This window comes from Kamptonema formosum PCC 10802 (assembly GCF_000332335.1).
Classification (GTDB): domain Bacteria; phylum Cyanobacteriota; class Cyanobacteriia; order Cyanobacteriales; family Oscillatoriaceae; genus Oscillatoria.
On sequence record NZ_KB235948.1, the window covers coordinates 2,465,150 to 2,479,059 of the forward strand.

Below are 13,910 nucleotides of genomic sequence, written 5' to 3' on the forward strand. Positions count from 1 at the left end.
TTGTAGTTGGGCTTTAGCCCAAAAAGTTCGTAGTTGGGCTTTAGCCCAAAAAGGTTCGTAGTTGGGCTTTAGCCCAAAAAGGTTCGTAGTATGTTAATATAGTAACTGCATCCCTTTGAGCCGGCAGCCCAATCTCAGCAGGCTCAAACTCCCCCTCTCCCTTTGTGGCAGAAGGGGTTCGGGGTGAGGGGTTGCCTTTCGTAACATAAGCTCTTAGGCTTTTAACCTGCTTTTCCGTTAAAAGGAGGCAGAGCCTCCAGATTGCGTTCCCAGCCTGAGGCTGGGAACGAGAGAACGAGAGATAAATTCTATGCGCAATAGCTTCCTCCCCCAAAAAAGCCCACCGGCACCCAATCAATCCAGCACAATCCGAGGAGATGATTAGCACTCCCGAAGCCCTAGCTGAGCAAATGGCCCTATTAACTCGCTCGCTCAAAGACGCCACCACAGAAGCGATGAGCGGGGAAACCGGCACTGGGGAATTCCACCAGCTAAAACAGGCTTTTAACAAGATTTCCCTCTGCGATATAGAAACCGAAGCCTTTGCCGACATGTACGCCCAAACCATTTCTTATGGGTTATTTGCCGCCAGAGTTCGTCACGCCCAAAATCTTTCTTCTCGCTCCGGGGCACCTTCTTCTCCTTCCCAACCGTTTAACCGGCACACCGCCGCCACCGGCATCCCGGCAACGAATCCCTTCTTGAAACATCTGTTCAACACTCTTATTAAAACAGATTTAATCCCTGAAGTCAATACCGCAATTGATGACTTAGTGCGAGTGCTGGCGGAAGTCGATCTGGGCAGCTTTCTGGAAAACTTCGCTCGCCGCACCGGCCAAGAAGACGCCGCTGTCCACTTTTATGAAATCTTCCTCGCCGCTTATGACGCATCTCTGCGCAAGAAGCGAGGCGTTTACTGCACCCCAGAGCCGGTGGTTTCCTATATTGTCCGCTCAGTCGATGCCCTTCTCAAAAATCGCTTTAATCTGCCCCTAGGATTAGCCGATTCCGCCCAAAACCCAGCTACCCAACAGCCGCGAGTGCAAATTCTCGACCCCGCCACCGGCACCGGCACTTTCCTGTATAATGTAGTGAGTCAAATTTACCGCAATCTGGAAGAAACGGGTTTAACCGGCACTGAAAACCCGTCCCAGCGGTCAAATTTTCTCTCCCGCTTGTTTGGCTTTGAGTTGCTGATGGCTCCCTGGGCAATCGCCCATCTAAAACTCGGCTGGCAACTGCAAAACTTCGGCTATCAATTCCCCGGCACTCCCCCTCTAGGAATTTATCTCACCGGCACCCCAGACTCCGCGCTGAAAAAGGCAGAGGCGATCTTCGCTCAGGGGGGCGCAGCCGGCTCATCCGAAAACTTGCCGGTGAGAGTTATTTTGGGCAATCCCCCTTATTCAGTCAAATCTGCCAGCCAAGATAAACTCCTTGACAGATTAGTCCGTGACTACTATTATATAGATGGGGAACCATTGGGCGAGCGAAACCCAAAAAACTTGCTGGATGATTATGTCAAATTCATCCGGTTGGGCCAGTTGCTAATCGGTCAAGCCGGCAGCGGGATATTAGCCTTCATTACCAATCACAGCTATCTGGACTGCCCAACATTTCGGGGAATGCGGCAAAACCTGATGCGGACTTTCACCGATATCTATATCCTGGATTTGCACGGAAACGCCAAGAAACGAGAAACCGGCCCAGATGGTTCGCCCGACCAAAATGTGTTTGACATTCAGCAAGGGGTGAGTGTGGGAATTTTCATCAAGGAGTCAGGAAAGCATTCCCCCGCTAGCGTTCGCCATTCTGATTTGTGGGGGACTCGCGCCGGCAAGTACGAATTCCTGAAGAATCGAGATGTTGGCTCAACGGAATGGCAAACCCTAGACCCTCAGTTACCATTCTATCTGTTCAAGCCTCAAGATGTCAACGCACTCGCCGAGTATGAAACCGGCTGGAAGATAACAGAGATCATGCCGGTGCACTCCACCGGCATTAAAACCCACCGCGACAAGTTGGTTTTTGATTTTGATTTAGCGTCGCTGCGAAGGCGAATAGAAAGATTCAGGGATTTATCAGTACCGGCATCTGAGATTGCCGAGGAGTTTGACTTAGCAGATTCACCCGAACTGCGGGGTGCCCGGAAAGCAGTAGCCGGCGATAAAGAATGGGAAAGCAAATTTACCGAGTGCTTGTACCGGCCTTTTGACCGCAGGTATTATTACCATCACCCAGCGGTTGTCGAGCGTCCCAGAACTGAAGTGATGAGACACATGCTAGCCGGGGAAAATCTGGCGGTGCTGACGCACCGGCAAATCCTCGGCACTGACTATAGCCACTGGTTCTGTTCGGACACGGCTGCCGGTCACAACGCACTGGATGTTGCCAAAGGTGCGATTGTCTTTCCTCTCTATCTCTATTCTGATAGCAGGCATAATTATATCAGGAATCAGGAGGCGGAGCCTCCTTACTTTCCTCAGGGTAAAATCCCCAACCTGTCGCAAAAGTTCCTGAGGGCAATTGGGGAAAAGCTGGGATATCTTCCCGCGCCAGAGGCAATCTTTTACTACGCCTACGCTCTCTTCCACAGTCCGGCGTACCGGCAGCGTTATGCTGAATTTCTCAAAATCGACTTTCCCCGCTTGCCGGTGACGGGGGATAGCCGGCTGTTCCAAGCGCTCTCGCAAAAAGGTCAGGACTTGGCCCAACTGCACCTGATGAAATCCCACAAGCTAAGCCAGCCGGCTGTCCAGTATCCGGTGAGTGGGGACAATGCGGTGACAAAAGTCAGCTACAAGCCGGCTCTGCAGCGGGTGTATATTAATAGAGAGCAGTATTTTCAAGGCATCGCTCCGCAAGTCTGGGCCTTTAAAGTGGGCGGCTATCAAGTGCTGAATAAATGGCTGAAAGACCGTCTGCGAGGCAATTGCGGGTTAGGGGTGGGTGACATCGATCACTATCAGCGAGTGGCGGTTGCTGTCGCGGAAACCGTGCGGCTTATGGCAGAAATCGACCGGCTGATTCCCAGATGGCCACTGGAGTAGGGAGGGCCGGCACTCCCGCAGCTTCTGGCTGTCAACTTTAGCGCCATATTCCGTATGATGGATTAATTTTAGAATGAACCGCCAAGGACGCCAAGGACGCCAAGAAGCTTTCTCTTGGCGCTCCTTCACGGGGGCGGTTCTTAAGTGTTTTGCGGAGCGCATCCGACTTCTAATGGCCAGGGATTGCCATCCCTGGCGGGTCGCCCTAAGGGGGGTGGGGGTGGGCTTTCGCCCCTGACGGACCTAGCCGTCCAAACTGCCTGTACTGAGGGGCACCATGTCCCCATTAATCGTCAGTCCTAGTAACATGGGCTCCTGCGGTCGGATTAGCTTGCCGGTGAGAACGCACTGTTCTTCTTTGTTTGCTGTCGCTGCAATGCTGGCCCGAATGTCAAATCTGGAAAATTTGGGCCGATAGTCCCCCGATTTTTGCTGGACGTACTTCCAGAGGAGATCTCGAATCAGCGCTTGATATCCCTGAGATCCAGCCAGCTCCTTCAGTTTCTCCTTGAGCTCGCGCTCTAAGCGTATGCTGGTGACTTCCATGTCGGTGGTCGAAGTGCGCGTCAGGGTATGCATAACTTTTTTCCTCAAATGGGTAGACATCTTTGTACTATAAGTGTAGTATAGAGTCTGTAGGATTCACATAGCAGCCTTCAAAAAGTATCGCGTTGAACATTTTTGCTCCGATGCCGACTGTTACGCCTGTGACCCATCGCCATAGCGCTTGGGAATCAGCGGCTTTGGGCGTGGAGCGCCGATTTAGGGGCAACTATAGCTCGATCGACAGCTCGATTGAGCGAGGCAAAGATATTAAAAGCAATGGGAATGGCGCGTCCGGTCTGCCGGTCGAAGGGCCACAAGACAGCGAGCGAAGCGGGAGGTACGGGAGAAATGCTGTACCTGTATAGGACAAAAGAACCTCAGAGGACTTTTTGAACCCCCGCTTCTGGCCAAAGGAAGCGGGGGTTGTTGTATAAGGAGTTCAGCGGTGACAAGCGTAACTGGTGTAACTGACATCTTAGGGCAGTCGGTGGTGGTGTTCTCCCAGAACTATCTGCCGGTGGCAAAAGTCAACATGCGGCGGGCCATCGTCCTGTTGGTCACGGGCAAAGCCGAACCGCTCAATTTTTGGGGCGGAACCGGCACTTCACTGCTGCCGGTGCGTTCGCCGAGCTGCGTCGTGCTGGTTCCAGAACACATCCGCCTCACTTTCACCGGCACGGAGCGGATCTGGAAAACTCCGCCGGTGAACCGCCGGGAAGTCCTGCGGCGCGACGGGCACACCTGCCAGTATTGCGGCAGCGGCAAACACCTGACGCTGGATCACGTCCTGCCGCGCTCCCGGGGCGGGCAGCACACCTGGGACAACGTGGTCGCCGCCTGCGAGCGCTGCAACGCTCGCAAAGGAGATCGCACCCCCCAAGAAGCGGCAATGCCACTGCGGGGGCAACCCAAACCGCCGGTGCACCCAGCTATTTCCTTTGCGGAACTCTTTTGGCGGGAACAGCACCTCAGGGAGTAGGAGCAGTGCGGGAGGAGAATCCAAGAAACCGGGTTTCTGAAAAACCCGGTTTCTGCGCAAGTCCTCTCCCTCTGAGCTTCCTCACTCAGCATAAGCATCGAGCACTTAAAACAACCGGAGACAACCGGCAATGCTGAAGTTCACTTACACGGAAACTGGCTTGCAAATCGAGCGCCTGACTCAATCTGTAGAAGAGTTGGTGGCGCTGCGAGTGATTCTGGCCATGCGAATCGGGCAAAGCCTCTGCGTTGAACCCACCACGGCTTCGTTTCTGCTTCCTGCCGGTTTGCCAGAGGTGCATCAGTTGGAGGCGGAAGCCAGAAAGGAAGCGGCTGAGGCGCTGGCGCTGTGCCCCGCTGATGCGGAGTTCGTAGAAGTCAGCTTGCGAGGTACTTGGCTAGCAGCAGATCCGGAGGGTGCACAGGGGGTGTTTGTCACAGCGCTTTGCCCTCGCACTGAGTTTTTCCTGCTCAAGTGCTGGGAGGAAGCTCAAACCTGCGCCTTCGTCAGCGAAGCCGGTGATTGACACAGCAACCGGCAGTCCGTTTTAGCTGTCGCGCATTTAATTTGCACTATTTTCTCGCTCCCAGGCTCTGCCTGGGAACGCTGCTCGCTTAGGCTCTGCCTCCTTTTTACAACAAGCAGATTAAAAGCCAAACAGCTTATCACTAAAGCATGACGCCCGTTTTCGGCGGGTTTATTGCAACCTTTCGCGGTTGCCAAGTTCTCTCTAAACCCCCAAAAAGAAGCCACCGGCAGAACCTAAATCCGCCCCAAAAATAGAGAGATATGTATGCAAAATAATTGCTTAAATTCGCCAGGTGAGCGCGGGTTGCCGGTGCCGGTGGGCAAAAATTGCCGGCGGCTGGGCGAACTGCGTGCAGCAGCTCGATTTAATCCACGACTTTTAACAATCCCATTTGCAGCCGGTTAAAGACTCCTTTTATTTGGCGGAGCTCCTCGGGGCTGGGAGAGCTCTCGTGCGATGAGAACGCACACCGCAACGAATGTTGGTCAGTGCGAGTAATTCTACCGGAAGCCAAGATATGTTCAACGACTTGGGCGATGGTGAGTTGACATAGATTGCAACTGATTTGACCGTTCATTGGGTAGATCCTCTCCAGTTGGGGTTAGTGGTGCGGAAGTGTGGGATGCTTGTCGCTCCTCCTCGTCGCGGGCTGCCGCAGGCGTGAGGGGTAAGGCCCATCGGTGTTTATACCCCTTATACCACCTCGGATGAGAAAAATCCACATTTGTTCCGCGCATGGCCACACCGGCACCGAGCTGCCGGGAAGAGGGGACAGGCGGGACGCCTGTCCTACGAAGGCGTAGTGCAGGCGTCTCGCCTGCACCTGTCCTACGAAGGGGCCACACCGGCACGGCCTTCCTGGGCCAGACCAGCCGGCGCAAAAAAAAAGTCAAAAAATTTTTCGCTACCCCCTTGACAGTTTTTGTAGTATGACTGTAGTATAAAAGTAAGGCGAGAGGGAAAGAGCCAAAAAGCTCCACCCCAAGCCGAATCCGAACCTTGAAAACCGAATCAGTAAATTGGCCATGTCATTAACTGTTGGACAGAGGCGGTTTGCGCTCAGGTGGGGATAGCCCCCTCGGGTCATTCCCCACGGGATAAACCGCCGCACTTGTCCAAAAAGCGGAAAAGAAACTGCTGATTTCATGGGGCTGTAGCTCAGTTGGTCAGAGTGCCGGCTTGTCAAGCCGAAAGTCGCGGGTTCGATCCCCGCCAGCCTCGCTCAGCAGTGATTCAAGGAGGCAAATTGCTGTCACCTTGATGCGCAGTCCCGTAGGCGAATTGGTTTAAGCCGTCTCCCCCTCAAGGAGAAGATTGCGAGTTCAAACCTCGTCGGGACTACCATTTTTTTGGTCAGGTAGCCAAGTTGGGAAGGCGTCGCTCTGCAAAAGCGAAAATCGCGGGTACCCTGCGGGAAGGCTAGCTGCTGGCGCAGCCGCTTCGCTAACGCCTACAATCCCCGCTCTGACCTCTGGTGATATCGCACCGTAGTTTAAGAGTAAAACCCCAGGTTCATACCCTGGTTTATGCGGGTGCAAGTCCCGCCGGTGCCACCAAATGTGGGAGTGGTGTAACAGGTAACACGTCGGTTTCCAAAATCGAAGAATTCGGGTTCAAATACCGCCTCCCGCGCCAATAATAGTGCTGTAGGCAAATGGTTTAAGCCGCCTGGCTTTCAATCAGGTGATTGCGGGTTCAACTCCCGTCAGCACTATCAAATATTTTGGGTTGGTGGCCGAGTCTGGTTGAAGGCGACAGTCTGTAAAACTGTTTTTTATGAACGCGCTGGTTCAAATCCAGCCCGACCCACTGTGGAGAGGTGGCCGAGTGGCTTATGGCACTTTCCTGCTAAGAAAGAGCGGTTTAATCGCCGTCGAGGGTTCAAATCCCTCCCTCTCCGCTTGATATCCCCGGGAAGAGTCCTGGTTCAAACCCAGGCGGGGCAGTCAATTTATACTCCTGTAGCCCAATTGGAAGAGGCCGCTACCTTAAAAGTAGTTGTTATTTAAGTGTGGGTTCAAGCCCCACCAGGAGTATCAGCGGGGTGTGGCGCAGCTTGGTAGCGCAGCAGCTTTGGGAGCTGATGGTCGCAGGTTCAAATCCTGCCACCCCGATAGATATCCCCCGGTAGCTCAGCTGGTAGTAGCGCCTGACTGAAAATCAGGAGGTCGCCGGATCGAAACCGGCCTGGGGGACTGGCATTGCCGGGTGGACGAAAGGCAAGTCGCTGTAGATCTGACCTATAGAGACGTAGGTTCAACCCCTACCCCGGCATCCACTTACTCCCTTGCGGTTGAACTGGCAATATCTTGCTAAAGCCCTACAGTTAGGTTACCATAACCAGTGTAGAGTTTTGAGAAGTGAGCCATGCCACGCAAGAGTGTGCTGTCAGACAAATCCAAAGTTGAAGAAGCTGTAAGGCTTTGTTCGTCAGTCAAAGAATGCCTGCAATATTTAGGTCTTCGCACAGGGGGCGGCAACTACAAACAATTCTATGAGTGGTGCGGGAAACACGGCCTTACTCCACCTAAAGGAAGCCATCCTGCTAGTTTAAAGAATCTGGCAAAGAGAAGATTCATTCCATTAGAGAACATCCTTGTAGCGGGATCTACATATAGCAGGATGCACCTGAAAAGGAGACTGCTCGAAAAAGGCTTGCTAGATAACCAGTGCTACGAGTGCGGTTCTTTACCTGAGTGGAACGGCAAACCTCTGTCATTACAGATAGACCATATCAACGGAGTTCCTAATGATAAGAGATTAGAAAACCCGCGTTTGCCCGAACTGTCATAGCCAGACACCTACTTTTGCGGGCAGGAATAAGCCCCAGATGGAACCCATAATAATTGGATGCACTCAGTGCGGCGCTGCCGTCAGTCAAGGTTCGGAATCAAGAATTTGCCGGCCATGCGCTTCTCTTCAAAATGGCTTGAAAAAAAGGAGAGTAGAAAGGCCCCCTTTAGACTTGCTAAAAGCTCAAATTGAAGCGGAAGGATACGCCGCTACGGGAAGATACTATGGGGTGTCTGGCAACGCCATCAAGAAATGGTTAAAAGATGGGATCTCATCAGATAGCCGTCAAACAGCAGTCCAAGTATAAATCAGTCAGCAAAAGCCTCGATGTGAAAGTAAAAGAGTCCCCCACATGAAAGCCAGAAAAGTTGAGCGCCCTTCTAAAGAAGATTTGCGACAGCTAGTCTGGACAAAGCCAACTATGCAAATAGCCAAAAAGTTTGGCGTCAGCGACAAAGCTGTAGAAAAATGGTGTAAAGCGTATGGCATTGAGAAACCACCCAGAGGTTACTGGGCTAAAAAACAGCACGGCAAGATTTAGATACTTGAGCGCCCAATTCTATCATCAGAATGACCGGCTGTGGCGCAGCTTGGTAGCGCAGCAGCTTTGGGAGCTGATGGTCGCAGGTTCAAATCCTGCCACCCCGATATGCCCTTGTGACGGAACGGAAAACGTGCTGCATTCAGCGTGCAGATTTTGCTGGTTCGACTCCAGCCAGGGGTATTAGCATACATGCTGATTTGAGAGACAAGATTTGGCAATTTTTGCCCCTGTAGCCCAATTGGCAAGAGGCGCTTCGCTAAGGACGAAGAGGATACTGGTTCGAGTCCAGTCAGGGGTATTTGGTGAGCGAAGCGGGGATGGAGCAAGATAGGGCTCGTCAGGATCAGCGCCTGAAAACCAGTGAGTGCAATTCTCACCCCCGTCACCAAAATGCAGGTGTGGTGTCAATTGGCAACACGGCAGCCTTGTAAGCTGCTTATGCGAGTTCAAATCTCGCCGCCTGCTCCAGAAATTTAAAACTTGCGGGTGTGATGTAATGGCTAGCATCTGAGTCTGCCAGTCTCAGCGCGTGGGTACCCTTCGGGAAGGCTAGCTGCTGGCGCAGCCGCTTCGCTAACGCCTACGACCCCCACCATCCGCTTTGGCAGTCTTGTCGGTAAGTATTTGCCTTACAAGCAAGGGCTTGCTGCTTGAAAGACTGCCGGTACTGCCAATGTGGGAATGTAGCTCAATGGATAGAGCACGAAGCTTCTACCTTCGCACTTTGTGGGTTCAAGTCCTACCATTCCCGCCTCAATGGGTCTGTAGCTTAACTGGGAAAGCGTCTAGCTGGCTGCTAGAAAGAGGTCGGTTCAAAGCCGACCAGTATCCACCAAAAATGGGTCTGTAGTTCTAATGGGAGAACGCCTGTTTTGCACAAGGCTGCGAGTTCGACCCTCGCCAGATCCACTGTGGTGTCTGAAGTCAAAGCGGTCGAGACGCTGGTTTGTGGAACCAGTCAAAGCGGGTTCAAGTCCCGTCAGACACCCTCAAGGAAGATGCCGCTGAATGGACGGCAACCGGTCTTGAAAACCGGGGTACAGGCAACTGTAGGGGTACCCTTCGGGAAGGCTGCGCCTACGATCCCTCCATCTTCCTCTCTCCACCGGAGGCCGAAAAGTGAGGCACCGTGCTGATAACGCGGCGACAGGAGGGGCAGTACCTCCCCGGTGGATTTCCCTCTGAAGCGCGGATCTGGAGCTGAAAGTAGATGCCAGAAACCCGGTTTCTTTAAGAAACCGGGTTTCTCAGTACCTGTTTCGGGCAAGGGGTTATTCCAAGGTAGCTCAATGGCAGAGCAAACGGCTGTTAACCGTGCGGTTGTGGGTTCAACTCCCACCCTTGGAGTTAATTTTTGCGGGGGGTTGGCAGAGCGGTTATGCAATCGGCTTTTAACCGATACTAGATAGGTTCGATTCCTATACCTCCCACTGTTTTCACCGGCACCTCAAAACAAGCCGGTCGTCTGTTTTCACCGGCACTCCAAAACAAGCCGGTCGTTACTTTGAGAATATTTTGACATTGCAAGGAGATATGATATAGCAATAGACAGTCAGTTGGGACAACGCATCTCACTTGCTAGTAAGGACAGGGACAGGCGAGACGCCTGTCCTACGTCCGTGCCTTGGGTGGCTGCTGCTATATCATGTCCGGGGGAGGGGATTGTCAGGTTGCCAAGGATATCTATAAAAGTGCCCCCAGAGGATATGTATAAACCGGCCCGCCCTGAGTGCCGGTGGCAAAGGTTATTATTGAACCGGCCCTCACCCCACAATAAGAATCCTAGCGGACACGATATGACAGCTCTAACCATGCGCCCTTATGCCGGCGAAACTGACTGGCAAGCGATCGCAGACCTGCTGAACGCCTGTGAGGCAGTCGATCGCCTGCAGGAAGCTATCTCTGTCTCAAAATTGCGGATGGAATTGGATGCGCCATCCACCGACAAAGCCCGCGATATCCGTCTTTGGGAGGATGCCACCGGCAGCCTGATTGCCTTCGCTTATTTGCGGATTCCGGAGTCAGGCGAAACCGTCGATGGCTGGCTTATCTTTCTTGTCCACCCGGCGGCACGGGGCGGCGATCTGGAGAGGCAGATTGTTGCCTGGAGTGAGAGGCGAATGCGGGAGGTGGCTGCAGAGCGCGGTGTGCCGGTGTTGCTCCGCTCCGGCGCTCGCCACGACCAAGGCGAGCGCATCGCTCTGCTGGAAGCTTGCGGTTTCAAACCGGAGCGTTACTTCTTCAGGATGGCGCGATCGCTTGACGGTGCAATCCCAGAGCCACCCCTGCCGGTGGGCTTTACCCTGCGCCAGGGAAGTCGGCAAGACGCCAAGGCGTGGGCCGAAATGTACGACCTGACCTTTAGCGAACACTGGAATCACTACCGCGTAACGGTTGAGCAGGTCAGGGAGGAACTGGCTAACCCCTATTACAGACCTGAACTGGATTTGATGGCCGTCGCTCCTGATGGGACGTTCGCGGCTCTCTGCTATTGCGCATTCAACCCAGAATGGAATGCCCGCAGCGGGCGCAACGAGGGCTGGATTGCCATACTCGGCACCCGCCCCGGTTTCCGCCGGATGGGACTCGGGCGGGCGATGTTATTTCAGGGCTCGCACCGGCTCAAGGCTGCCGGTGCCGGTACCGCAGTCCTCGGCGTCGATGCCGAAAACCCCTCAGGTGCCGGCGCGCTCTACGAGGGAGCCGGCTTCCGCAAGAGTCACACTTGGATTGCTTACGGCAAGGGCGTTTAGCCCCCTCACCGGCACCCTGAAAAAAAATTTTTTCTCACCCCCTTGACAGCTGTGTAGTACGGATGTACTATAGAAACATGGGAAGCAAAGGAGAGGCGCAGCCCTCTCCTGGAATGGCCCAACCTGAACCTTGACAGCTGAATAAAAAATCGGGAATTTCAACAGGCGTCAAACCATAAGTCTTTTAATAGAGAGGGCACTCTTATGTTGCTACTCTACACCAGACTGCATGGCCGGCATCTGACTCAGGCCGAGTCGGTAAGCTGGCCGCACCAGTCCAGTTTGAGGCCATCTGAGACGGAGCTAGAACAGGAAAGTTCAAGACAGCTCAGACACACCAATGTGGCTGAGCCAATCCGTCACGTCAGAAAGGTCTATCATTTAGAGCGGAGTTTCTTACTCTAGAAGTTTTCAGCCTTTGCCAATCGCAAATCCTGCTGGCAACTTACGGAATCCGCTCAATCCTCAGGCAGACCCTGCGCCAATCTAACTAAAATCCAAAATCTAAAATCTAAAATTTAAAAAGGAGGTGCCAGCATGGTTCACATACGATTTGACGGGCGTTCCTATGATGTCACCGAACTGCAGCTTGGAATACAAGCCGGCATGAACGACGCCGCCATCAAGGAACGCCTCGCACAGCATTTTGATGTCAGCCGGCAGCGCTTCGATTCTTATGTGCTTGACCGGCGACCCAGCGGCGACTTGATTGTACGTCCAGAAGCCGTCTACGGCTAATTCAGAATTCCGTTCCGCGCCCCGACACGAAAAGCCTACACACAATAAGGATCTAGTCCTGATAGGGTTGTGGGTTCAAGTCCCACTGAAGACCTCGGTCTTCATGGTGGAATGGCAGACACGCTAGAAGTGGCAAAAAGCTTTTCAGACTTGCGCGGACAAAACATTATTTCCAGCTGTTGAGATTCGCACTTCGCGCCCTGACTTAAGAAGCGTACATACTGATTGGTAAGAGCATTCGCTTGAAATCGAAGTGTCAAAGGTTCAAATCCTTTCCGCCCCACTTTGCGGGGCGGTAGCTCAGAGGTAAAGTAAAAGCTTTTTGAACTTGCGCGAAGTGACCTCACCTCAAACTTTTCGGAAAACTTATCGGAAACCTAAAATCCTGTCTGTCCCGCGCCCTAACGGGTGAAGCTTACACACAATTGGTTTCGGTACCAGAGGTAGTAGGTTCGATTCCTACCATCCCCGCTGATTGGGGATGTAGCTCAATGGATAGAGCGCTTAAATGTCAAAGCTTTATCAACTTGTGCGGGGCAGACCGGCAGGTAGTTGAAAGTCCCACTTCGCGCCCTGACTGAGGAAGCTTACATACTAGCTCATTGGCAGAGCGTTACCCTTCCAAGGTAAAAGTAACGGGTTCAAATCCACAAGTGTTGAATCTTAACAATTCGACATAAAAAAAGCGCCCAAAACGTGCTATGATTTGGGCTACGGTCAAATCAATCCTGTTAATAACCTGTGCTCAACTCATTCTCTAAGATTGTCCAAAATCGTTTGGCTTCTTTGCCTAAAAATGATTATCCTGTCCTTAACACCCGCTTGTTTATGTCCATATGGTTGAGCTATGCAATGGATAAAAGCTTGACCAGTATGAGAGATATATTCAAGCGACTAAATGGAACTGGCTATGAGCTAGATATTTCAACTTTCTCCAAAGCTAATGCGTCCAGAAGTCAAGAGCCATTTCTGAGACTTTATCAACAACTTAATGAGGAAATTTGCCGTCAAAAAAGCCTTCAAAAATATGAGCTGTGTCCTATTGATTCAACTGTCATTACTCTAACGAGTAAATTGCTATGGCTGCAAGAATACTACCAAGTCAAGCTTGTTAGCTCCTTAAATTTAACCACAGGAGTTCCAGAAGAAAACTTAATAAATTTTGGATACGACTCTGACTACAGATATGGAAAAGAGATGTTAGCTAGTTTGCCCCCAAACGGTGTAGGGGTAATGGATCGGGGCTTTTCTAGTTTAAAAAATTTACGGCTCGCCCAGCAGTCAAACAAGTATTTTGTCTTGCGCATACCTAACAACTACAAACTTCAATTTTCTGAAAATAAGGGGCAGTTTCTAGTTGGGACAGGCAAGGACTCAGGAATATATAGAGTTGTTAACTTTTGCGATCTTGAAAAGCGTGCTGAGTATAGATTGGCCACCTATTTGGAGCGGGCCGAAGTCTCCGATGAAGAGCTTATGGAAATCTACAAATATAGGTGGCACATAGAGTTGCTATGGAAGTTTCTTAAAATGCACCTTAAGTTGGATAAGCTGATTACTAAAAATGTAAATGGTATAGCTATACAAATTTATGTTTCGCTGATAGCTTACCTGATATTAAAGATAGTAGATATTCCTAAAGAATGGGGGACTACGCTACTAGATAAACTCCGCTATCTTCAATGTTGTATGTGTCAAGAAATCAGCTATGTCCACTGGATAGAACGACTTCTCTCTGGCTAAGCATTTTTACTCAGGGCAGGATAAATGTAAGCTAAAATGTAAAGTTTTGTGACAGAATTCAACACTTGTGGTTCAAATCCCGTGTGTGACCAAACAGCTTTCTCGACTTGCGCGCAGTGACTTTCACTCCTATAATAAATAGACGGCTGTCTGGATGTTCGCCTAAAAAGTTTCTGTCCCGCGCCCCGATACGCCAAGCCACTCCTGGCTGAAAACCAGATTACAAAAACGTGAC

11 protein-coding genes and 22 tRNA genes are annotated in these 13,910 nt (G+C 51.8%); 31 read left to right on the top strand and 2 right to left on the bottom strand.

Going from position 1 to position 13,910, the window contains the following annotated elements; translation table 11 throughout:
• The first annotated feature begins 377 nt into the window (after positions 1-377).
• A complete protein-coding gene (locus OSC10802_RS39560) occupies positions 378-3,050 on the top strand; it encodes a type ISP restriction/modification enzyme (protein ID WP_017716733.1) in 2,673 nt (890 codons plus the stop codon).
• Between the two features lie 243 nt (positions 3,051-3,293).
• Here the strand turns inward: OSC10802_RS39560 and OSC10802_RS0110450 are convergent, their stop codons facing one another.
• A complete protein-coding gene (locus OSC10802_RS0110450; RefSeq protein WP_017716734.1) occupies positions 3,294-3,629 on the bottom strand; it encodes a ribbon-helix-helix domain-containing protein in 336 nt (111 codons plus the stop codon).
• 110 nt (positions 3,630-3,739) lie between these two features.
• Here OSC10802_RS0110450 and OSC10802_RS49420 point away from each other — a divergent pair, with 110 nt between their 5' ends.
• The 26 genes from OSC10802_RS49420 to OSC10802_RS0110565 all read left to right on the top strand — a co-directional run bounded on the left by OSC10802_RS49420 (position 3,740) and on the right by OSC10802_RS0110565 (position 9,871).
• Complete coding sequence (locus OSC10802_RS49420) at positions 3,740-3,961, top strand: hypothetical protein (protein WP_155967547.1); 222 nt, start codon at positions 3,740-3,742, stop codon at positions 3,959-3,961.
• Between the two features lie 122 nt (positions 3,962-4,083).
• Entirely contained in the window at positions 4,084-4,575 is a 492-nt protein-coding gene (locus OSC10802_RS0110455) for an HNH endonuclease (RefSeq protein WP_017716735.1), read from the top strand.
• A 130-nt stretch (positions 4,576-4,705) separates the two neighbouring features.
• On the top strand, positions 4,706-5,101 hold the full coding sequence (locus OSC10802_RS0110460; RefSeq protein ID WP_017716736.1) for an alr0857 family protein: 396 nt from the start codon (positions 4,706-4,708) through the stop codon (positions 5,099-5,101).
• Positions 5,102-6,251: 1,150 nt separating this feature from the next.
• Positions 6,252-6,325: transfer RNA gene (locus OSC10802_RS0110470), tRNA-Asp, on the top strand.
• Between the two features lie 45 nt (positions 6,326-6,370).
• Positions 6,371-6,448: transfer RNA gene (locus OSC10802_RS0110475), tRNA-Glu, on the top strand.
• A 7-nt stretch (positions 6,449-6,455) separates the two neighbouring features.
• Positions 6,456-6,575, top strand: a tRNA-Cys gene (locus OSC10802_RS49425).
• A gap of 10 nt (positions 6,576-6,585) precedes the next feature.
• A tRNA-Met gene (locus OSC10802_RS0110480) sits at positions 6,586-6,660 on the top strand.
• A 3-nt stretch (positions 6,661-6,663) separates the two neighbouring features.
• Positions 6,664-6,739, top strand: a tRNA-Trp gene (locus OSC10802_RS0110485).
• 5 nt (positions 6,740-6,744) lie between these two features.
• Positions 6,745-6,818, top strand: a tRNA-Glu gene (locus tag OSC10802_RS0110490).
• 11 nt (positions 6,819-6,829) lie between these two features.
• A tRNA-Tyr gene (locus tag OSC10802_RS0110495) sits at positions 6,830-6,913 on the top strand.
• Between the two features lie 4 nt (positions 6,914-6,917).
• Positions 6,918-7,004 (top strand) — tRNA-Ser (locus OSC10802_RS0110500).
• 55 nt (positions 7,005-7,059) lie between these two features.
• Positions 7,060-7,140, top strand: a tRNA-Leu gene (locus tag OSC10802_RS0110505).
• 4 nt (positions 7,141-7,144) lie between these two features.
• Positions 7,145-7,218 (top strand) — tRNA-Pro (locus OSC10802_RS0110510).
• 7 nt (positions 7,219-7,225) lie between these two features.
• Positions 7,226-7,299, top strand: a tRNA-Phe gene (locus tag OSC10802_RS0110515).
• 172 nt (positions 7,300-7,471) lie between these two features.
• Positions 7,472-7,897: a hypothetical protein gene (locus OSC10802_RS52790; RefSeq protein ID WP_198525094.1), complete on the top strand. Its 426-nt coding sequence runs from the start codon at positions 7,472-7,474 to the stop codon at positions 7,895-7,897.
• A 352-nt stretch (positions 7,898-8,249) separates the two neighbouring features.
• Positions 8,250-8,438: a hypothetical protein gene (locus tag OSC10802_RS0110520; protein ID WP_017716738.1), complete on the top strand. Its 189-nt coding sequence runs from the start codon at positions 8,250-8,252 to the stop codon at positions 8,436-8,438.
• Positions 8,439-8,472: 34 nt separating this feature from the next.
• Positions 8,473-8,545 (top strand) — tRNA-Pro (locus tag OSC10802_RS0110525).
• Positions 8,546-8,548: 3 nt separating this feature from the next.
• Positions 8,549-8,621 (top strand) — tRNA-Leu (locus OSC10802_RS0110530).
• A gap of 43 nt (positions 8,622-8,664) precedes the next feature.
• A tRNA-Leu gene (locus tag OSC10802_RS0110535) sits at positions 8,665-8,739 on the top strand.
• Between the two features lie 94 nt (positions 8,740-8,833).
• Positions 8,834-8,909: transfer RNA gene (locus OSC10802_RS0110540), tRNA-Thr, on the top strand.
• A 209-nt stretch (positions 8,910-9,118) separates the two neighbouring features.
• A tRNA-Arg gene (locus OSC10802_RS0110545) sits at positions 9,119-9,192 on the top strand.
• 7 nt (positions 9,193-9,199) lie between these two features.
• Positions 9,200-9,276: transfer RNA gene (locus OSC10802_RS0110550), tRNA-Ala, on the top strand.
• Positions 9,277-9,281: 5 nt separating this feature from the next.
• Positions 9,282-9,350, top strand: a tRNA-Cys gene (locus tag OSC10802_RS0110555).
• Positions 9,351-9,355: 5 nt separating this feature from the next.
• Positions 9,356-9,429, top strand: a tRNA-His gene (locus tag OSC10802_RS49435).
• A gap of 287 nt (positions 9,430-9,716) precedes the next feature.
• A tRNA-Asn gene (locus OSC10802_RS0110560) sits at positions 9,717-9,788 on the top strand.
• A gap of 11 nt (positions 9,789-9,799) precedes the next feature.
• Positions 9,800-9,871 (top strand) — tRNA-Lys (locus OSC10802_RS0110565).
• Here OSC10802_RS0110565 and OSC10802_RS55530 read toward each other — a convergent pair.
• Positions 9,843-9,968, bottom strand: coding sequence for a hypothetical protein (locus OSC10802_RS55530; protein WP_255349129.1), 126 nt, complete (start codon positions 9,966-9,968; stop codon positions 9,843-9,845). The two genes, OSC10802_RS0110565 and OSC10802_RS55530, sit on opposite strands and share 29 nt — an antisense overlap.
• A 269-nt stretch (positions 9,969-10,237) precedes the next feature.
• Between OSC10802_RS55530 and OSC10802_RS0110570 the strand changes: the two genes are divergently transcribed.
• From OSC10802_RS0110570 to OSC10802_RS0110580, 4 genes are all read left to right on the top strand, one after another.
• Positions 10,238-11,194: a GNAT family N-acetyltransferase gene (locus OSC10802_RS0110570; RefSeq protein WP_017716739.1), complete on the top strand. Its 957-nt coding sequence runs from the start codon at positions 10,238-10,240 to the stop codon at positions 11,192-11,194.
• A gap of 537 nt (positions 11,195-11,731) precedes the next feature.
• On the top strand, positions 11,732-11,932 hold the full coding sequence (locus OSC10802_RS0110575; RefSeq protein ID WP_017716740.1) for a hypothetical protein: 201 nt from the start codon (positions 11,732-11,734) through the stop codon (positions 11,930-11,932).
• Between the two features lie 593 nt (positions 11,933-12,525).
• Positions 12,526-12,593 (top strand) — tRNA-Gly (locus OSC10802_RS49440).
• Between the two features lie 80 nt (positions 12,594-12,673).
• Entirely contained in the window at positions 12,674-13,675 is a 1,002-nt protein-coding gene (locus OSC10802_RS0110580; protein WP_044170056.1) for an IS4 family transposase, read from the top strand.
• Positions 13,676-13,910 lie beyond the last annotated feature (235 nt).